The sequence below is a fragment of the Kribbella deserti genome, from assembly GCF_042434725.1.
In the GTDB taxonomy this organism is placed as follows: Bacteria; Actinomycetota; Actinomycetes; order Propionibacteriales; family Kribbellaceae; genus Kribbella; species Kribbella deserti.
The window spans coordinates 199,208-219,656 of record NZ_JBHLTC010000039.1 but is presented as its reverse complement, the minus strand read 5'-3'; the positions used below and the strand labels follow the sequence as shown (position 1 = coordinate 219,656).

At 68.3% G+C, this 20,449-nt stretch carries 13 protein-coding genes; 9 read left to right on the top strand and 4 right to left on the bottom strand.

Annotation, left to right across the window (positions count from 1 at the left end):
- Window positions 1-177 precede the first annotated feature (177 nt).
- Window positions 178-825: an ACT domain-containing protein gene (locus ACFFGN_RS30915; RefSeq protein ID WP_380054935.1), complete on the bottom strand. Its 648-nt coding sequence runs from the start codon at window positions 823-825 to the stop codon at window positions 178-180.
- Between the two features lie 257 nt (window positions 826-1,082).
- On the opposite strand from ACFFGN_RS30915, the gene gatC reads away from it, so the two are divergent.
- The 3 genes from gatC to gatB are packed head-to-tail and all read left to right on the top strand — an operon-like array spanning window position 1,083 to window position 4,386.
- Window positions 1,083-1,382 carry an Asp-tRNA(Asn)/Glu-tRNA(Gln) amidotransferase subunit GatC gene (gene gatC / locus ACFFGN_RS30910; protein WP_380054932.1) on the top strand — a complete coding sequence of 100 codons (300 nt, stop codon included), beginning with the start codon at window positions 1,083-1,085 and terminating at the stop codon, window positions 1,380-1,382.
- Window positions 1,382-2,887, top strand: a complete 1,506-nt coding sequence (gene gatA / locus ACFFGN_RS30905) for an Asp-tRNA(Asn)/Glu-tRNA(Gln) amidotransferase subunit GatA (RefSeq protein ID WP_380054930.1) — start codon at window positions 1,382-1,384, stop codon at window positions 2,885-2,887. Before gatC ends, gatA begins: the two co-directional genes overlap by 1 nt.
- Window positions 2,884-4,386, top strand: coding sequence for an Asp-tRNA(Asn)/Glu-tRNA(Gln) amidotransferase subunit GatB (gene gatB / locus ACFFGN_RS30900; protein ID WP_380054927.1), 1,503 nt, complete (start codon window positions 2,884-2,886; stop codon window positions 4,384-4,386). The genes gatA and gatB overlap by 4 nt, the downstream gene beginning before the upstream one ends.
- Window positions 4,387-4,469: 83 nt before the next feature.
- On the opposite strand, the gene ACFFGN_RS30895 is transcribed toward gatB, so the two are convergent.
- The 3 genes from ACFFGN_RS30895 to ACFFGN_RS30885 all read right to left on the bottom strand — a co-directional run bounded on the left by ACFFGN_RS30895 (window position 4,470) and on the right by ACFFGN_RS30885 (window position 8,351).
- Entirely contained in the window at window positions 4,470-5,633 is a 1,164-nt protein-coding gene (locus ACFFGN_RS30895; protein WP_380054924.1) for a PQQ-dependent sugar dehydrogenase, read from the bottom strand.
- Window positions 5,634-5,706: 73 nt separating this feature from the next.
- Window positions 5,707-6,999, bottom strand: a complete 1,293-nt coding sequence (locus tag ACFFGN_RS30890) for a class I SAM-dependent methyltransferase (protein WP_380054921.1) — start codon at window positions 6,997-6,999, stop codon at window positions 5,707-5,709.
- Window positions 6,996-8,351, bottom strand: coding sequence for an FAD-binding oxidoreductase (locus ACFFGN_RS30885; RefSeq protein ID WP_380054918.1), 1,356 nt, complete (start codon window positions 8,349-8,351; stop codon window positions 6,996-6,998). The genes ACFFGN_RS30890 and ACFFGN_RS30885 overlap by 4 nt, the downstream gene beginning before the upstream one ends.
- A gap of 97 nt (window positions 8,352-8,448) precedes the next feature.
- Here ACFFGN_RS30885 and ACFFGN_RS30880 point away from each other — a divergent pair, with 97 nt between their 5' ends.
- The 6 genes from ACFFGN_RS30880 to ACFFGN_RS30855 all read left to right on the top strand — a co-directional run bounded on the left by ACFFGN_RS30880 (window position 8,449) and on the right by ACFFGN_RS30855 (window position 20,300).
- A complete protein-coding gene (locus ACFFGN_RS30880) occupies window positions 8,449-9,378 on the top strand; it encodes a 2-hydroxyacid dehydrogenase (protein WP_380054916.1) in 930 nt (309 codons plus the stop codon).
- A gap of 21 nt (window positions 9,379-9,399) precedes the next feature.
- Complete coding sequence (locus ACFFGN_RS30875; protein ID WP_380054913.1) at window positions 9,400-10,488, top strand: WD40/YVTN/BNR-like repeat-containing protein; 1,089 nt, start codon at window positions 9,400-9,402, stop codon at window positions 10,486-10,488.
- A complete protein-coding gene (locus ACFFGN_RS30870) occupies window positions 10,488-10,772 on the top strand; it encodes a ubiquitin-like small modifier protein 1 (RefSeq protein WP_380054911.1) in 285 nt (94 codons plus the stop codon). Before ACFFGN_RS30875 ends, ACFFGN_RS30870 begins: the two co-directional genes overlap by 1 nt.
- 219 nt (window positions 10,773-10,991) lie before the next feature.
- The gene (locus ACFFGN_RS30865) at window positions 10,992-11,990 is read left to right on the top strand and encodes a helix-turn-helix transcriptional regulator (RefSeq protein WP_380054908.1); all 999 of its coding nucleotides are present in this window, start codon (window positions 10,992-10,994) and stop codon (window positions 11,988-11,990) included.
- A gap of 254 nt (window positions 11,991-12,244) precedes the next feature.
- A complete protein-coding gene (locus ACFFGN_RS30860) occupies window positions 12,245-18,379 on the top strand; it encodes a DNRLRE domain-containing protein (protein ID WP_380054905.1) in 6,135 nt (2,044 codons plus the stop codon).
- Window positions 18,380-18,527: 148 nt separating this feature from the next.
- The gene (locus ACFFGN_RS30855) at window positions 18,528-20,300 is read left to right on the top strand and encodes a DNRLRE domain-containing protein (protein ID WP_380054902.1); all 1,773 of its coding nucleotides are present in this window, start codon (window positions 18,528-18,530) and stop codon (window positions 20,298-20,300) included.
- Window positions 20,301-20,449: the final 149 nt, after the last annotated feature.

Here is a 20,449-nt window from a genome sequence, read left to right as displayed (position 1 = left end):
GGCGCGGACCGGAACCCAGACCGAGGTGGCCTGAGGCTGTGGCGGAGGTGACCTGAGACCAGGCCGAGGTGGCCTGAGGCTGGGGTGGACCGACCGTGAGACCGGAGTGCTCGACGCTGCAGGCAGTTGGTGCGGCCGCCGGGGGCTGCGCGCTTACTCAGATGGGGGAGTGGAAGGTCAGCTGACGCCGGCGCGGATCGCGACGGCGAGGCTGGCCAGGTAGCTGAGCCGCGCGACCTCCGAGCCGAGGAACTCCGGCCCGCCACGTCGCCCGATCACCAGGATGCGGCGATCCGAATCCAGCGGAGCCGCGACCAGCACGGATTCGGCCAGACCCTGGCCGTCCGGAGCCGACAGCGCGGTGGCCCGCTCCATCGGCAGCCACTGCTCGGCGATCTGGCCGAACTGCGGCGTCGCGCTGGTCTCCAGCGCGACCTTGACCTCACTACCGGTGCCGTCCAGCAAGGCGGCCCAGTCGGCGTGCAGTACCGCCGGAGCCTGCTCCACCAGGATGTCGATCGCCTCGGCCGGCGCAGACGTCATCTGCTCGACGGCTTCGAGGTCCATGTGCAGACCGCCACCGGCGCCGTAGCGGGAGAACCAGATCACCTCGACGTCCGGCACGCTGTTACAGGCGGAGACCAGGCGGTCGGGTAGCACGCCGGGTGGCAGATCGACGACCACGTCGTCGACGGCGGTGCCGTTCTCACGGCGGTGCTCGACGATCTCGATGGCGTGAATGTCGGCACCCACCTCACCGAGGGCGGACGCGACCGTGCCGAGCGAACCGGGGCGGTCGGGAAGGATCACACGCAGCAGGAACACCGACCGATCATCTCCCACCGAAAAACCCCACGTGTTACGCCCTGTCGCGGCCAATGTTACAGAGCGCGGCACGTTTGTGCGCAGTCACTCTCATCAGGTGGGCAATTCACACCGTCACGAGCGCTCCACCGGCCTTCGCGGGCCATCGCGCTCCGGCCAGGGAAAAACCTGTCCCCGGTGACTACTAGGATGAACCGTCCGCAGATGTTAGACCTGCGGGCCGTCAAGCTTCGCGTTTCGACCATTGGACCATCTCCATGTCATCGATTACCCGTGACGAGGTCGCGCATCTCGCGCGCCTGGCGCGGATCGAGCTCAGCGATGACGAGCTCGACCACCTCGCACCGCAACTCGATCTGATCATCGGCTGGGTCGCGCACGTCAGCGACGCGGCGGCCGGCGACATCCGGCCGACGTCGCACGCGCTGCCGCTGACCAACGTGATGCGCCCGGACGAGATCGTGCCGTGCCTCACCCCCGAGCAGGCGCTGTCCGGCGCGCCCGCCGCCGAGGACCAGCGCTTCCGGGTGCCGCGGATCCTGACCGAGGAGGCGTGATGAGCGACCTGACCCGCAAGACCGCCGTCGAACTGACGGAGCTGATGACGTCCGGCCAGGTCAGCTCGGTGGAGATCACCCAAGCCCACCTGGACCGGATCGCCGCCGTGGACGAGTCCGTGCACGCGTTCCTGCACGTGGATACCGAAGGCGCGCTCGCGCAGGCCGCCGCGGTCGACGCCCGCCGCGCCGCGGGTGACGAACTCGGCCCGCTGGCCGGCGTACCGCTGGCGTTGAAGGACGTGCTCGCCCAGGAGGGTGTGCCGACCACCGCCGGTTCGAAGATCCTCGAGGGCTGGAAGCCGCCGTACGACTCGACTGTGGTGGCTCGCCTGCGCGCGGCCGGCATCGTCATTCTCGGCAAGACCAACATGGACGAGTTCGCCATGGGCTCCAGCACGGAGAACTCGGCGTACGGCGTGACCCGCAACCCGTGGGACCTGAACCGGATCCCGGGCGGTTCCGGCGGTGGTTCCTCCGCGGCCCTCGCGTCGTACGAGGCGCCGCTGGCGATCGGGACCGACACCGGTGGTTCGATCCGCCAGCCAGGTTCCGTCACCGGCACGGTGGGTGTGAAGCCGACGTACGGCGGGACCTCCCGCTACGGGCTGATCGCGCTCGCGTCGAGCCTCGACACCCCGGGCCCCTGCGCCCGGACCACGCTGGACGCGGCTCTGCTGCACGAGGCCATCGCGGGATACGACCCGCGCGACTCGACCTCGATCGATCAGCCGGTTCCGCCGGTGGTCGAGGCCGCGCGTCGTGGCGATGTTCAGGGTCTGCGCATCGGTGTGGTCAAGGAGCTGGGTGGCGAGGGCTACCAGCCGGGTGTGGAGGCGCGTTTCCACGAGGCGGTCGAGCTGCTGACCAAGCTCGGCGCCGAGGTGGTCGAGGTTTCCTGCCCCAACTTCGAGTACGCGTTGCCCGCGTACTACCTGATCCTGCCGAGCGAGGCCTCGTCCAACCTGGCGAAGTTCGACGCGATGCGGTTCGGCCTGCGGGTTGGTGACGACGGCCTGAACGACGCCGAGAAGGTGATGGGCATGACCCGGGCCGCCGGTTTCGGCGCCGAGGTCAAGCGCCGGATCATGCTCGGTACGCACGCGCTGTCGAGCGGCTACTACGACGCGTACTACGGCCAGGCCCAGAAGGTCCGGACGTTGATCGTGCAGGACTTCGAGCGTGCCTTCGAGCAGGTCGACGTGCTGGTCTCGCCATCCACGCCGACCACGGCGTTCCCGATCGGCGAGCGGGTCAACGATCCGATCGCGATGTACAAGAACGACCTGTGCACGATCCCGACGAACCTGGCCGGCAACGCCGCGGCCTCGTTCCCGTGCGGCCTCGCGGACGAGGACGGCCTGCCGGTCGGCTTCCACGTGATGGCGCCGGTGCTGCGCGACGACCGGCTCTACACCGTCGGTGCCGCGCTGGAGGCCGCCCTGGCCGAACAGTGGGGTGGCACGTTGATGTCCAAGGCTCCGGAGCTGGAGGTCTCCCGATGACTGTCACCGCTGAAGTGCTGGACATCGGCACCGCGCTCGCGAACTACGACCCGGTGCTCGGGCTCGAGGTGCACGTCGAGCTGAACACCAAGTCGAAGATGTTCTGCGGCTGCCCGACCGAGTTCGGCGCCGAACCGAACACCCAGACCTGCCCGGTCTGCCTCGGTCTGCCGGGCGCGCTGCCGGTGGTGAACGCGCGCGCCGTCGAGTCGGCCATCAAGATCGGCCTCGCGCTGAACTGCGAGATCGCCGAGTGGTGCCGGTTCGCCCGGAAGAACTACTTCTACCCGGACATGCCGAAGAACTTCCAGACCTCGCAGTACGACGAGCCCATCGCCTTCAACGGCTGGGCCGAGGTGGTCGTGGACGGCGAGACCTACCGGATCGAGATCGAGCGCGCGCACATGGAGGAGGACACCGGCAAGTCGCTGCACGTGGGTGGCGCGACCGGCCGGATCCACGGCGCCTCGCACTCGCTGGTGGACTACAACCGGGCGGGCATTCCGCTGATCGAGATCGTCACCAAGACCATCGAGGTCCCCGGTGACAAGGCCGCCGCGGTCGCAAAGGCCTACGTGAGCATGCTGCGCGATCTGCTGCTGGCGCTCGACGTGTCCGACGTCCGGATGGACCAGGGCTCGCTGCGCTGCGACGCGAACGTGTCGCTCAAGCCCACCGGCAGCACCACGCTCGGCACCCGCACCGAGACCAAGAACGTGAACTCGTTCCGTTCGGTCGAACGGGCGGTCACCTACGAGATCACCCGGCAGGCGGCCGTACTGGCCTCCGGCGGCAAGATCATCCAGGAGACCCGCCACTGGCACGAGGACACCGGCATCACCACCGCGGGCCGGGAGAAGTCCGACGCCGAGGACTACCGGTACTTCCCCGAGCCCGACCTGGTTCCGGTCGCGCCGTCGCGGGAGTGGGTCGAGGAACTGCGCGCGACGCTGCCCGAGCCGCCGGCCGCGCGCCGGATCCGGCTGCAGACCGAGTGGGGTTTCACCGATCTCGAGATGCGCGACGTCGTGAACGGCGGCACGCTCGAGGTGATCGAGCAGACCGTCGCCCTCGGCGTGGCCCCGGCGGCCGCGAAGAAATGGTGGCTCGGTGAGCTCGCCCGTGCGGCGAACGAAGCCGGTAAGGACGTCGACGCACTTGGTGTCGGCCCGGCCGAGGTCGCGGCCGTGCAGAAGCTGGTCGATGCCGGTGAGCTGAACGACAAGCTCGCGCGGCAGGTGTTCGACGGCCTGGTGAAGGGCGAAGGCACGCCCGCCGAGATCGTCGCGGCCCGTGGCCTTCAGCTCGTCTCGGACGACTCGGCCCTGCAGGCCGCCGTCGACAAGGCGATCGAGGCCAACCCGGACGTGGTCGAGAAGGTTCGCTCCGGCAAGCCCGCCGCCGCGGGTGCGCTGATCGGCGCGGTGATGAAGGACATGCGCGGCCAGGCCGACGCAGCCAAGGTTCGCGAACTGGTCAACGCCAAGCTCGGCATCTGACCAACTACGGCTGATCCAGCGGCGCGGCGCCTAGAGCACCGCGCCGCTGGTCATGTCCGGGCCGCTGAGCGGCGGCCGATGGTTTATCCCTGAGTGACGGTCAGCCGCAGGATGCGGTCGTCGCCGTCGCGGGGGTCGGCGCGGCCGTCGGTGTTCGAGGTGGTGAGCCAGACCGAGCCGTCCGGTGCGGCCTCGACCGTGCGCAGCCGGCCGTACTGGTTGGTCAGGTAGGCCACGGGCTCGCCGGTACGACGGCCTTCGTTGTCGACCGGAATCACCCAGAGCCGTTCTCCGCGCAGGCCCGCCATGAAGATGTTGCCCTGGGCAAACGCGATACCTGAGGGCGAGGCCACGTCGGGGGTCCACTGGGCGATCGGGTTCGTCATGCCGTCGACGTTTTCGTTGCCTTCGGCCGCCGGCCAGCCGTAGTTGGCGCCGGGCTTGATCGCGTTCAGCTCGTCCCAGCGGTCCTGCCCGAACTCCGCGGCGTACAACTGGTTGCCCGCGAAGGCGAGTCCTTGCACGTTGCGGTGGCCCTTGCTGAACATCGGCGAACCGGCGCGCGGATTGCCCGGGGCGGGCTCGCCGTCGCGGGTGATGCGCAGGATCTTGCCGGCCAGGCTGTCGTCGCTCTGCGAGTTCTCGCCCTCGCGGCCGTCACCGGTGCCGACGTACAGGAAACCGTCCGGGCCGAACTTCATCCGGCCGCCGTTGTGCACCGCGGCCATCGGGATGCCGTCGAGAATGACCCGGGCCCCGGACAACCGGTTGTCCTGCCAGGTGAAGCGGGCGATCCGGTTGTCGTTGCCGGTGCTGTAGTACGCGTACACGTACGGATTGCCGGTGAAGTCGGGATCGACCGCCAGGCCGAGTAGGCCGCCCTCCGACGACGGGTCCACCTCGGGGACCGTGCCGACCTCGGTCACCTCGGACCCGGCGATCCGCTTGACCTTGCCGGAATCCCGTTCGGCCACCAACGCGGACTTGTCCGGCAGGAAGGCCAAACCCCACGGCACCTCCAGACCCGTCGCGACGGTCCCCGCGACCACCACCTTGGCGGCACGCTTGGAGCCGGCCGGAGCACTGGTCGTCGTACCAGGAGTCGTTGGTGGGGACGACGTCTCCGGCGTCAGCGTGGTCGTGCGTGCACCACCGGGAGTTGGCGTGGCCTCGCCGTCGCCGGAACAACCGCTCACGACCAAGGCCATCGCGACCACCGTCGCACCCCAGAAAACCCGCCGACTCATCCGCCCGAGCACCTTCCGTTGGAAACCGAGAGGCCCACGGTAGCCACCCCGACCGAAAGCCCGGCGTAAGGCGTCAGCTCAGCCAGGTGGGTCGCAGCGGGAAGTCGGAGGTGGAGTCCGGATGCAGCTTCACCGCGAGGACCTGGTGCAGCTGGACCTCGTTGCGCTCGAACCCCACCCGGCAGGCGGCCAGGTACAGCCCCCAGACCTTCGCGGTGGCCAGGCCGACCTCTTCGACGGCCTCGTCCCAGTGGGCCTGGAGGTTGTCCGACCAGGCGGCAAGGGTCTTGGCGTAGTGCTCGCGCAGGTTCTCCGAATGCCTGACCTCGAAGCCGGTGTCCTGCATCTCGGTGATGATGCGGCCGGACCCGGTCAGTTCGCCGTCGGGAAAGATGTACCGGTCGATGAAGGCGCCGGTCGGCCGGAGACGGTTGTCGTGCCGGGTGATGCTGTGGTTGAGCAGACGGCCGCCGGGCTTGAGCCGGTCCAGCAGGAAACCGAAGTACGCCGGGTAGTTCCGCACGCCGATGTGCTCGGTCAGCCCGATCGAGCTGATCGCGTCGAACTCCCGCTCGGCGATATCGCGGTAGTCCCCGAACCGCACCTCCGCCAGACCACCCAGGCCGTCGCGCTCGATCGCGGCCCGGGCCCATGCGGCCTGCTCGGACGACAACGTCACGCCCAGGGCCTGTACGCCGTACTCGCGGGCGGCGTGCCGGACCATGCCACCCCAGCCGCACCCCACGTCGAGCAGGCGCATGCCAGGCCTGAGGTCCAGCTTGCGCGCGACCAGGTCGAACTTCTCCGCCTGGGCCTGTTCCAGCGTCGCGTCCGCGCTCGGATAGACCGCGCAGGTGTAGGCCATCGACGGCCCGAGCACCCATTCGTAGAAGGTGTTCGACACGTCGTAGTGATGCTGGATCGCGGCCCGGTCCCGGGTCTTGGAGTGCCGCAGGCCCTCGAAGGTCCGGCGCCAGCGGGGGAGGTGCTCCTGCGGCGGCGGAGGCGGCGGCTTGAGGTGGTTCCACCCCAGGCCGCGCACGATCCGCAGGGCCTCGGCGGGGGTGGGCCGCTGGAACGACAACTGGCGCAGCATCAACCGCATCAGCTCGTACGGATTGGCGGGGTGCGAGCCCTCGATCTCCAGGTCGCCCGCGACATACGCGCGGACCAGGCCGAGATCGCCCGGCGCGGTGAGGATGTACGACAGGCCGCGCTCGTTCGCGAGGTGCATGTGCACGGCCGAGTCCTCGGGACCGGCCGAGCTTCCGTCGTACGCTGTGAAGCGGAACGGCAGACCGGCCGGGGTGACGGCGGTCAGGGCATCCGCGATCAATACCTGAGTCGGGTTCATCGTCGCCGTCATCGGCGCGTCACCGCCTTCTCGTAAAGCCCGGTCAGCCGGGACTGCGGGTCGTAGCGTGCTTTCACCTCGGTCAATTCCGGCACGTTGTAGAGCCGGTCGAACGTCTCGCGGTCGTAGTAAGCGTCGGAGTAGAGCGATTTATGCCCGGCGAAATCGGCCACGGCGGCCTCGATCCGGCGGTTCACGTCACCGTCGGCCGCGCCCGGGGCGATCGGCACCGTGCCCCAGAACCCGACGTTCACGTAGGTCTCGCCGGGCTTGAGCGGGTACAACGGCCAGTCCTGCTGAGCGCGCAGCGGGCAGAGCCAGACCGGCCGCATCCCGACCTCGGCGTCGAACCAGCGCAGGAAGCCGGCCAACCGGTCGAGTGGGATCTCGACGTCCTGAACGACGCGTTCGCGGGGCGGTTTGCCCTTGCGTGCGTCGATCCGGGCGGCGATGTGCCAGCGGTTCTCCAGGCCCACCAGCTTGTGGAACACGTCGCTGCGCCGGAACCGCCGCGGCCAGAGTCGCCGGATCCACGGGTTCTGCGCGCCGAAGGCCGAGGAACACCAGAACCAGTCGGTGTCCCAGCGCCAGAGGTAGTCGTTGGCGGTCAGTACGTCGGCGGACCGTTGCCGGATCGACCGATAGAAGATCCGCTGGCCGGTGTAATCGCTGGTTTCGGCCACCGCGTCGCTGTTGCGCCCGAGCGTCAGATAGGCCTCGTCCGGGCTGAACGCCACGCCGTCCAGAAAGTGCACCGGCTCGTCCTGAAACTTGCCCTCGGCAATGATCTCGGCGATCACCGTGCCGAGGTCGTCCAGTTTGACCGGAACATGCCGGAGCGCGACGTACGGCGAAATACGGTCGAGGTCGATGCGTAATCGGGTGGCGTAGCCCAGCGAGCCGTACGAGTTGGGAAAGGTGCGGAACAGGTCGGCGTGTTCGTTGTCGGGCCGGGCGGTGACGATCTCCCCGGCGCCGGTGAGAATGTCCATCTCGACGACCGACTCGTGCGGCAGGCCCGCGCGGAACGACGACGATTCGATGCCGAGTCCGCTGACCGCACCGCCGAGCGTGATCGTGCGCAACTGTGGCACAACTTTCGGCACCAGGCCGAACGGCAACGTCGCCGCGACCAGGTCCTCATAGGTGCACATGCCTTGCACGTCAGCGGTCCGGGCCTCCGCGTCGACCGACAGCACCCCGGTCAGGCCGCTGACATCCAGCCCGGGCGTGTCGATCGCGGCTCGCGGCCGGAACAGGTTGGAACTGCGCTTCGCCAGCCGGACAGGCCGGCCCGAGGGAATCTCGCGGTACGACGATCGAAGCTTCTCGACGGCCGACCGGTGGTCCATTGTCGGAGGCACCTATCCAGAGTACGGCGCGGGACCCGATCCGCGCAGGGCGTTTTCCCAGCGCGGAACCCGGACGGAAATTGTCGGCGGGCAAAGGTAGGTTCGGGACATGGCTGACGATGTGAAGATCCTGCTGCCGTGGCAGGACCCGGAGACGTTCCTCGGTGGTATGCCGAGCGGGTTCGACGTCACGTTCTATGACGGCGGTCCGCGCCCGGACGGGCTGGACGAGATCGAGTACTACGTGCCCCACTACCTCGGCGGGCCAGAGGTGGTCGAGGTGATCGGCGACATGCCCGCGCTGAAGGTGGTGCAGACCCAGACCGCCGGATTCGAGAACTTCCTGCCGTTCGTCGGCGCGGACACCACCTTGTGCAACGCCCGCGGCGTGCACGACGCCTCGACCGCCGAGCTGGCGGTGGCGCTGATCCTCGCGTCCTACCGGCGAATTCCGCTCGCCGTGCGGAACCAGGACGAGCAGGTCTGGCCGCCGCTCGACCGGCCCGATGACTCGCTCGCCGACCGGACGGCGCTGATCCTCGGGTACGGCTCGATCGGGGAGGCGCTGGAGCGTCGGCTGGCCGCGTTCGAGTGCGACGTGATCCGGGTGGCCCGGCGGGCCCGCGACGGGGTGCATCCGATCGAGGACCTGCCCGACCTGCTGCCGACGGCCGACGTGGTGGTGGTGCTGACCCCGGCGACAGAGCAGACCAAGGGCATGGTGGATGCGAAGTTCCTGGCCCGGCTCAAGGACGGCGCCCTGCTGGTGAACGTCGCCCGCGGTGTCGTGGTGAACACCGACGACCTGATCGCCGAGCTCGGCACCGGCCGCATCCGCGCCGCCCTCGACGTCACCGACCCCGAGCCATTGCCCAGCGGCCACCCGTTGTGGTCGGCTCCGAACGTACTGATCAATCCGCATCGCGGTGGCGCCTCGACCGCCTTCGCGCCGCGGGTGGCCCGGCTGGTGCGCGCCCAGCTCGAGCGATATGCGAAGGGTGAACCGTTGATCAACGTGGTGGCAGGCCCACCGCGCTAGCGCTAGTACTGGAGGAACGTGATGTCCGAGGCCGTACTGCTGATCGGGACCAAGAAGGGGCTCTGGATCGGCCACAGTGACGCCGACCGGCGGAAGTGGGAGCTGACCGGCCCGCACTTCGAGATGCAGGGTGTCTACTCCGTGGGAATCGACACGCGCGCGGAGCGGCCACGGGTGTTCGCGGGCGGCACCAGTGAGCACTGGGGGCCCGCCGTCTTCCATTCCGACGACCTCGGCAAAACCTGGGACGAGCCGCCGCAGGGTTCGATCGGGTTCCCGGCCGACGCGGAGGCTTCGCTCGAGCGGGTCTGGCAGATCCAGCCCGCCGGTGCGAACCAGCCCGGCGTCGTTTACGCGGGCGCCCAGCCGTCGTCGCTGTGGCGTTCGGCCGATGGGGGCGTGACGTTCGAGCTGGTGCGCGCGCTATGGGACCACCCGCATCGCAAGGACTGGGGGGCCGGCTTCGGCGGCCAGGCGATTCACAGCGTGCTGCCACACCCGGACGATCCGAACCAGGTGAGCGTGGCGATGTCCACCGGTGGCGTCTACCGCACCACCGACGGCGGTGAGAGCTGGCGACCGGCGAACCAGGGCATCAAGGCGTACTTCCTGCCCGATCCGGATCCGGAGTTCGGTCAGTGCGTGCACAAGATCGCGGCGCATCCGAGCCGCCCCGATCGCCTGTTCGCGCAGAACCACCACGGCGTGTATCGCAGCGACGACGGCGGCGCCAACTGGCAGTCGATCGCGAACGGCCTGCCATCGGACTTCGGCTTCCCGATCGCGGTGCACCCGCACGAGCCCGACACGGTGTACGTCTTTCCGCTCATCGCGGATGGCAATCGCATCCCGACCGACGCCACCTGCCGGGTCTACCGCTCGCGCGATGCCGGTGAGACCTGGGAGCCGTTGACGAAGGGCCTGCCACAGGTCCCGTCGTACGCTCCTGTCCTCCGGGACGCGATGTGCACCGACAACGCGGAACAAGCCGGTGTGTACGTCGGCACCCGGGACGGTTGTGTTTATGCGAGTGCCGATGCCGGTGACACCTGGACCGAGCTGGCCCGGCATCTGCCCGACGTACTGACGGTGCGGGCGGCGGTGATCTGATGTCCGTCACCGTCCGCCTGCCAACGGTGCTGCGGCCGTTCGCGGGTGGCGCCGAGCGCGTTGAGGTCGACGTACCGGCGGGATCGACGGTGGGGCGCGTTGTCGAGGTGCTGGAGGCGGAGCACCCTGCGTTGCGCCGCCGCCTCACCGACGAGCAAGGCGCCCTTCGCCGGCACGTGAACGTCTTCCTCGGCAACGACAACATCCGCGATCTGCGGGCGCTCGACACTCCACTCGACGACGGAGCCGAGCTGCTGGTGCTCCCGTCGGTTGCGGGCGGCTGAGCTGGCAGGAAGCTGCATCGCCGAGCCGGAACGGGTCTTTTTCAGCGTAAATAGACGTGGAGGCCCGTTGCTGGGCGCTGAACGCCGGGCGAACATCCGGGCAGTAATCGGAAAGATCCTGACAGTAATCGGTGACCAATGGTAGTTTCTTGGCCACGAATAGCTGCCACCGCGAGGTGGCCGACTGTGGTGGGGGACGCCGTGGTTGCCAATCTGAGTATGGGTCGCCAGCCAGACCTTTCCGAGCACGAGAAGCTCTTCCGCGACCTACTCCCGGCGCCGGTCGCCGACGCCTATCTCGAGCTGGTCGATCTCGGTCAAGCCGCCTGGGCGGAGAACGACGAGATCGGTCAGGAACTGATCACCCGGCAGCTCGCCTACCTACACCGGTTTCAAGGCGTCGAGACGCTGCGGCCGGTTGATCCATTGATCGCGACAACCGGTCTGCTCACCCAGGTCCAGCGCGAACTCAGCCGCCAGCAGGATCGGATCGTCCAGGGCTACGTCGCGGCCGCCGAGCTTCATCACCGGCGGCAGCTGCACGACCGGCAGGCGAGCGAAATTCCGTCCCTGCTGGCTCAGCTGCTGACCGATCGCGACGAGATCACCGAACGCTGGATGACCTCGATCCACACCGTGCAATGCACCTACCGCTCGATCGCCGTGCACGATCCCGATCAGACCGCGCCGATCCTGCCGTCGCCGCTCGCGAGTGCCTGTGACTCAATGCATTTCCGCGAGCTTTGTACGCCGGAGTTCCTGGCCGATCCGCGCGGAGCCGAAGCCGTTCGAGCCGCCGTCGCGGCAGGGGTCGAGGTCCGTACGGTGCATAGCCTGCCGGCGCGCCTGCTCATCGTGGACGACCATTTCGCCCTTGTCGGACTGGTGCCGACGGGCATGAGCGGTGCTCTGCTCGTTCGTTCGGCGGTGCTCATCGCCGCGCTGACTCAGTACTACGACCAGCTATGGGCGGCCGCGACCCCGGTCGTGCTGTCAGGCACCGAGCGGTCCACGCCAGGGCCGAACCAGCTCGCCGCGACCGAACGCGAAGTCCTGTCCCTGTTGGTCCACGGTCTCAAGGACGAGGCGATCGCTCGCCACCTCGGCCTCAGTGTGCGGACGATCCGCCGGCACATCTCCACGGTGATGGAGCTTGTTGGCGCCCCCACCCGGTTCGCCGCCGGCGCCGCCGCGCAACGCCTCGGCCTTCTCGGCTGAACTCCGCGAAATAGCAGCCCGCTCGGCCTCGCGCCGGCGGGCTGCTTCGCTGTGTTCGCAAGAACCTGACGTCGGCGGGCTGTTTCGTTGTGCCCGGCAGGAACCTGCGGCGGCAGGCTGTCGGGTTTCGGCCAGTGTCGGGCCTGGCCAGCATCGGACTGGCCAGTTCTGGAACTTGTCCAGTAGTGACCTGTCGGGGTCAGTGGCGGAGCCCCACGCTGGTGCGCAGTAGCCGTCCCAGGAGGTCACCGCCCATGTTTCCTGTCCCCAAAACCCGCTTGTCCCGGGCTTATCCGGGTCCCAGATCCGCGCGCTGGATCGGCGTCACCGTAGGGGTGGCACTTGTTGCCACCATTGTGCAGGCGCCGAATTCCGTGGCCATTCCGGCCGAACAGCCGGACGCGCCCGTTGAACTGCCGCTCGAACGTCCGGATGAGGCCGCGGCCGTCGTCACCGCCAAGATGACGGGCAAGCCGGTGCTGATCACCGGCAAGACCACCGAGACGACCGAGTACCGCGCACTGCCGTCGGGCAAGATCGAGGCGACCGTCGCCGCCGGCCCGGTCCGGATGCGCGACGAAGACGGTGAATGGACCGACGTCGACGTGACGCTGGTTCGTCAGCCCGACGGGTCGATCGCGCCCGAGGCCCACCCGTACGGCCTGAAGCTCGCCGGCGCCACCAAGGGCAAAACGGACCACGACCTGGTCACCCTCGGTACGGCGGGCAAGCGTTCCACCCTCGGATGGTCCGGGCCGTTGCCCGCGCCCGTACTCGACGGCAACGTCGCCACCTACCGCGAGGTGAAGCCCGGCGTCGACCTCGTCGTCGAGGCCACCCGAACGGGCTACCAGCAGCACCTGCTGGTCAAGAGCAGGGCGGCCGCCGCCCAGCTCAAGCAGTTGCGGATGCCGTGGAAGGCCGACGGTATGACCGCCAAGCTCGACGGCAAGGGCGGCCTGTCGGTCCGTTCCGCCGGCGTGGCCGATCGCGACGTACCGGCCCCGCTCATGTGGGACGCCACCGTCGACAAGGCTTCCGGTGAGCACACTCGCCGGGCCCCCGTACGGCTCGGCCTGGCCAAGGACGCGCTGGTCCTTACCCCGGACGCCGCCTTCCTGAGTGACCCGAAGACCGTTTACCCGGTGACGATCGACCCGTCGCAGAGCGCGGGCGCGAGCTTCGACACCTTCGTACAGAACACCTTCAGCAGCGACCAGTCCGCGTCGACGGAGCTGAAGCTCGGCACGTTCGACGGCGGGGCCACCAAGGCCAGGTCATTCCTGCGGTTCGACAACCAGGAATGGCTGTGGGACAAGCAGATCCAGGCCGCCACGTTGAGCCTGTGGGAGAGCCACTCGTTCTCGTGTGCGGCCGCGGGCTGGGAGGCGTGGCGCACCGGCGAGGTCACCAACGCGGCGCGCTGGAACGCGCAGCCGGCCGAGCTGGAGAAGGTCGGTACCTCGACGCAGACCAAGGGCTTCTCGACCTCCTGCGGCGACGGCTGGGTGACGATCCCGGTCACCGCGGCGTTCCAGCACACGGCGACCACCCATGCCAGCAAGACCAACATCGGCATCAAGGCTGCCAGTGAGACCACCAACGCCGGCTGGAAGCGGTTCGCCTCTCGGGAGGCCGCGTCCAACCCGCCGAAGGTGACGATCACCTACCAGACCAAGACTGCCGTGACCGCCCGGACGACCGTGCCCGAAACGGTCTGCGCGACCGGCGCCAACCGTCCGTACATCTCGACCCGTACGCCGCAGTTGCGCGCGCAGATCAGCGACGGCCTCGGCGCGGCGGTGCACGGCAACTTCGAGTGGCAGCCGATCGGTGGACTGACCACGACCGCCACCGAAGGCCCGGGCGCGTCCGGTGCCTGGATGGGCACCACGATTCCAGCCGGTGCTCTCGTCGAGGGCGGCAGTTACGCCTGGCGAGTACAGGGCACGGACGGTACGACGCCCGGCGCGTGGTCGGACTGGTGTGAGTTCACCGTCGACACCGTGGCACCCGCGTCCGCACCGACCGTTTCGTCCACGACTTACCCCGTGGGCCAGTGGTCAGGTGCAGCCGGAACCGCCGGCACCTTCACCTTCGGTGCCTCGGGTGCGAGCGATGTCGTGGCGTACGAGTACGGCGTCGACACCAACCCGCCGGACGAGGTGGTCAACGCCTCCACCCCGGGAGCGACCACCAGCATCAGCATCACCCCGACCGCCGATGGACCGCACACGCTGTGGGTCCGGACCCGGGACCGGGCCGGTAACCGGTCGCCGCTGACGGCGTACGAGTTCGCTGTTGGCGGAGGCGCGGTGATCGCGCCGAAGAACGGTGACGTCAGCGCGGCCAAGACGGCGATCGTCGGCACGGGCCGTAGTACCGCCACCGGTGTCACCTACCAGTGGCGTCGTGGCGACACGGACGCCTGGGTGACGATCCCGACCGCTCACGTCAAGGTCGCCGCCGGTGGTGGCGCGGTGACGTGGCCGCTGCCGACCAGTGGCAACGGGCAGTTCCCCAAGCTGAACTGGGACCTGGAGGCCACGCTGGCCGCGATCGACGCGCAGTCGATCCCGCGTGACGGGCCTGTCCAGATCCGGGGCAACTTCACCGGTGGCACGGCCGCGTCCTCGGGCGCGGTGAAGCTCACCTTCGACCGGAACCTCGCGACGGCTGCTTCGGAGGACGTCGGCCCGGGTGAGGTCAACCTGCTCACCGGCAACCTCACCATGTCCGAGACCGACGTGTCGGTCGATTCCTACGGCAGTGACCTGACCGTCAGCCGTACCTACAACACCCGCCAGTCCGCCTCGACCGACTCGTCGGGCATGTTCGGCCCGGGCTGGATCTCCGGCGCAGTCGTGGACGAGGCTCAAACGCCGTACACGTCTCTCGACGTCTTCGGAACGCTCATCCAGGTTGGTACGCCCGAGGGTGACACGGTCGGCTTCACGGCTCGCGACGGCGTCAACTTCGACCCCGAGGTCGGCCAGGCGAGCCTCAAGCTGTCGTACGCGAGTACGACGGACACGTACAAGCTCACGGACGAGCAGGGCTCGATCGTGACGTTCGGCCGGGTCACCGGGACCGCGGCAGGGCAGTACTACCCGAAGGCGACGACGCTACCGGGTAGCAACCAGACCACCACCTACAACTGGGAGAAGGTGACGATCGGTGGTGCCGAGGTGGTACGACCGGTCCGCATGCTGGCCCCGGTTCCGGATGGCGTCAACTGCGCGACGATGACCCGCGGCTGCCGCGCGCTGAACTTCACCTACGCGACGGCGACCACGGCCACCGGTACCACCGACGCGACCTGGGGTGACTACCTCGGGCGGGTCAAGGAGATCTCCTTCACCGCTTGGGATCCCGACCTGGCCACCCCGGCGCTGCGCACGGTCGCGGTAGCGCGGTACAGCTACGACAACGCGGGCCGTCTGCGCTCGGCCTGGGACCCCCGGCTGGACTCTGGCAGCAACCGCATCGGTGATGTCTACAGCTACCAGTCCGACGGTGTTCTCTCGACGGCCAAGACGGCCGGGCAAGAGCCTTGGCAGCTGAGCTACACGACGCTGCCGAACGATCCCGCCATCGGCCGGATCTCCAAGGTGTCCCGGTCTGCCCTGACCGCCGGCACCTCGGTAGAAACCGTTGTCTACAAGGTGCCGCTGTCCGGAGCAGGTGCGCCGTACGACCTGTCGCCTGGCCAGACGAAGCGGTGGGGCCAGGCAGAAGCACCTACCGACGCCTCTGCCGTCTTCCCGGCGGACCAGGTGCCCAGCGGCAACCCCGCAACCGGCACGCTGCCGTCGAACTGGGAACGCGCGACGATCAGTTACCTGGATGCCAACGGCCGCGAGGTCAACACGGCCGCACCGGGTGGTCACATCACCACGAGCTGGTTCGACGGTTACGGCAACTCCGTACGCGCTTTGACCGCGGAGAACCGCCACCGGGCCCTCAACCACTCGCAGGCGGACAACGACGTCGCGGAACGAACCCTGGCGCAGGCCTACTCCACCGTGAACAACTACTCGCTGGATGGGGAACGGCTCGAGTCCACCTTGGGACCTGAGACCGAGGTCCGCCTAAGTACCGGCGCCACGGTCCAGGGCCGGCACCTCACTCGCAACACCTACGACCAGGGCGCGCCGGCCAGTGGTGGTCCGTACAACGTGGTCACCACCACGGAGACGCAGGTTCGGCTCTGGGGCGCGAGCGGTACTGCCGTCGAGGCGGACCGTCGGGTCACGACCACGGGCTACAACTGGGCACTGCGCACGCCGACGGTGACGACCACCGACCCGGGCGGACTGAACCAGACGGTCCGTACCACCTTCGACCCGGTCACCGGGCTCGAAACCTCGACCACGCAGGTCGCGGGCGGTACGACCACGAACACCCCGGCCACGCAGAAGCTGATCTACTACCGGGCCACCGCCGGCTCGGGCTACAGCGAGTGCGACCTGCGCCCGGAGTGGGCGAACCTGGTCTGCCGGATCCAGCCGGGCGGTCAAGCGGCCACCGGGCCGGAACTGCCGGTCAAGGTGCAGACGTACGACATGTACAACCAGCAGCGCGTACTGATCGAGAAGACCAGTGCCGGAACACTGCGAACCAGCACCACGAAGTTCGACGCGGCGGGCCGGATCTCCGAGGTCAGCGTTGTCGCGGCAGCAGGGCTCGGAGCGGCGATTCCGGTCCAGCGCACCATCTACGACCCGCTCACCGGCAACGTGCTGCGTACCCAGTCGGTTGTCAACGGCACGGTCACCGCCGAGATCGTCCGTACCTACGACACTCTCGGCCGGATCACCTCCTACAAGGATGCCGACGGCAACCTGTCCACCACCACCTACGATCTGGTCGGCCGGCCGGCGACCACCTCGGATGGCAAGGCCACCCGAACCCACGGCTACGACTACCGCGGTCTGCTCACCTCGGTGACCGACAGCCACACCGGCACCTACACCGGCACGCACAACGCCGACGGCCAGGTGGTCAGCGAGACGTGGCCGAACGGCGTCAAGGTCGACACCCGGTACGACGGCAGTGGCGAAGCGGCTGCCATCACCTACAGCAAGCCCGGGTGTACCTCCGGCGACTGCACGTTGTTCAGCGAAGCGGTGACAGGTACGGCCACCGGCCAGACGGCCCGGCGGGTGTCCACCCTGTCCAGCCAGCTCTACCACCAGGACGCGGCGGGACGGGTCACCGCGGTCCAGGAAACCGTCGGGGAGAAGTGTGTGACCCGGACCTACGGGTTCAACACCGCGACCGACCGGACCAGCAGCTCGGAGTACGGGCCGGCCGCCGACGGCAGTTGCCAGACGACGACTCCGGCGACTTCCCGCACCTGGACGTACGACGCGGCCAACCGGGTCACCACCGCCGGTTACGCGTACGACGCACTGGGCCGCACCACGACGCTGCCGGCCATCGACACGGGAGCACCCGGGGCCGGCAACGTGACGGTCACCTATCACGCGGACGACCTGGTCGACACGGTCACCCAGAACGGCCGCACAACCGACTACGCCCTCGACGTCACCGGCGAGCGGATCCGGTCCTGGACCGACAACTCGACCGGCGAGGTGGTCACAAACGTCAACCACTACGACGGTGACGACGACTCACCGGTGTGGACCCAGGAGGGTGCGGCACGCTTCACCCGGGTGGTTCCTGGCCTGTCCGGGATGTCCGCGATCCTCGACAGCGACAGCGGCGTACCGGAATGGCAGATCGCCGACCTGTCCGGCGACATCGTGGCCACGATCCACAGTGGCGACGAGGGGCTGTCCAGCACCAGCGAGGCCAACGAGTACGGCGAACTCGGCGACCCCGAGGCCGTCGGCAAGCAGCGCTACGGCTGGCTCGGTTCGCAACAGCGGGCCGCGGACGCACCGTCCGGCATCGTCTTGATGGGTGTCCGGCTCTACAACCCGACCACCGGACGCTTCCTGCAGATCGACCCGATCTGGGGCGCGGGCTGCAACGCCTACGAGTACGTCTGTGCCGACCCGGTCGACAAGACCGACCTCGACGGCAAGTGGATGTGCTGGACCAAGCGCTGCGTGATGAAGGCGGCCGCGAAGAAGCTGAAGGAGTGGAAGAAGAAGGTCAAGCGCAACAAGTACGTGCGCTGGGTCTGGCGCAAGGTCGTCAAGAACAAGTACGTGAAGGCCTGCATCAAGGGTGCGGGCGCCGGAATGCTGCGGAAGTCCTTCTGGGCCAAGTACAAGCGCCTCCCGTACAAGATCGGCCGCTGGGGCATTCAGGGTTGTGCGTTCGGCGTCGTCACGACGTACGCCTGGAAGCGGGTCAAGAAGTGGTTGTTCCACATTCCTGGCCCGCGGCCGATATCGCCGTCAAGCCGCAGTAGATAGACCCGAAGAAGATCGCGGGTAGTCGTACCCGCTGATCCCATCCGCCGATCCGAACCCGGGTGGCCCGCAACTGGGCCACCCGGGTTCGCGGGATCGGCGGACCGTCCCAGCTACACGTGAACTTTCCCTGCCCAGAAAGGTCATGCGCATGTCCCCTGATCTCCGCCCACGTCCGCTGCGTGTTCGTCCCGGAACCCGCTCGATGCGCTGGATCGTTCCGGCCGTCGGCCTGGCCCTGGTCGCCGGCGCACTGAACGAACCGGCCGTCGCCCGGCCGATCGCTGCTTCGGAGGTATCTACTTCGCAGGTATCTGCTTCGCGGGTATCCGCTTCGGAGGTATCGGATGAAGCCTCAGCGGTCGCGACCGCCAAGGCGACCGGTAGGCCAGTTCTCATTACCAGCAAGACCACCGACACCACTGAGTACCGCGCACTGCCGTCCGGCCGGATCGAGGCGACGATCGCCGGTGGTCCAGTACGGATGCGCGACGCCAACGGCGCGTGGACGCCCGTCGACGTGTCACTGGTACGGCAGGCCGACGGCTCGATCGCGGCCAAGGCCCACCCCTTTGGCCTGAAGCTGTCCGGGCCCGCGGGACCGGGGGACCACGACCTGATCGCACTCGGCCAGCCCGGCCGGCGTTCCACCTTGGGGTGGTCCGGTCCGTTGCCGGCTCCCGAGCTCAACGGGACCACGGCCACCTATCGCGAGGTGAAACCCGGTGTCGATCTGGTCGTCGAGGCGACCCGAACCGGGTACCAGCAGTACCTGCTGGTGAAGAACCGCCAGGCCGCGAAACAGTTGCGGCAGTTCAAGATGCCCTGGAGAACAAGCGGTTTGACCGCGCGGCTGGATGGCGCGGGCGGTTTGAATGTCTCGTCCGCCACCGAGAGCCACGACGTACCGGCTCCGGTGATGTGGGATTCGACCGTCGATCGGGTGACCGGCGAACACCTGCGGCGGGCGCCGGTGGGCCTCGGCCTCGCGAAGAACGCGCTGGTGCTCACGCCCGACGCGGCGTTCCTGACCGATCCGAAGACCGTCTACCCGGTGACGATCGACCCCTCGCAGAGCGCGGGCGCGAACTTCGACGCGTTTGTGCAATCCAGTTACACCAATGACCAGTCGGCCGCGACCGAGCTGAAGATCGGCACGTACGACTCCGGGGCGAACAAGGCCAAGTCGTACCTGAGCTTCCACAACCAGGAATGGCTGTGGGACAAGCAGGTCCAGGCCGCGACGCTGAACCTGTGGTCCCATCACTCGTACTCCTGCACGGCCAAAGGCTGGGTGGCCCACCGGGTCGCCGACGTGACGAATACGGTCCGGTGGACGAAACGCCCGGTGCAGTACGAACAGGTCGGCACCTCCACCCAGACCAAGGGCTGGTCGAGTTCCTGCGGGGCCGGCTGGGTGACGATCCCGGTCACGGCGGCATTCCAGTACACGGTGGCGAATCGCCTGACCAAGACCAACATCGGAATCAGCGCCGCGAGCGAAACCGACAACTACGGCTGGAAGCGATTCGCCTCCCGCGAAGCCGCCGCCAACCCGCCTACGGTGACGATCACCTACCAGACGAAGACCGCGGTGGATCTGCAGGCGACAGCGCCGGACACGGTCTGCGCGACGGGGGCGGAGCGGCCGTACATGTACAGCCTCACGCCGCAACTGCGCGCGCAAATCACCGATACCCAAGGCGTACCGGTCTACGCCACCTTCGAGTGGAAGGTGGTCGGCGGCATCATCAGCACCACCGCTACCGAAGGCCCTGGCGCCTCCGGCTCCTGGCTCGGCACCACTATTCCCGACGACGCCTTCACCGAAGACAGCAGCTACGCCTGGCGAGTCCGAGGCACCGACGGCACCACCCCCGGCGAATGGTCCCCCTGGTGCGAGTTCACCATCGACACCATGTAACCAACGCTAATCCCGCACCCCGAAACCACCTTCCCTCCAACACAACACTGCCCGGGGCTTAACCTGATCCGCGGACACCGTCGTGCCATCACGGCCGTAGTCGCCGCACTGACCGCGGGGATCGCCCACCCGCCGACGACTCGCGTGCG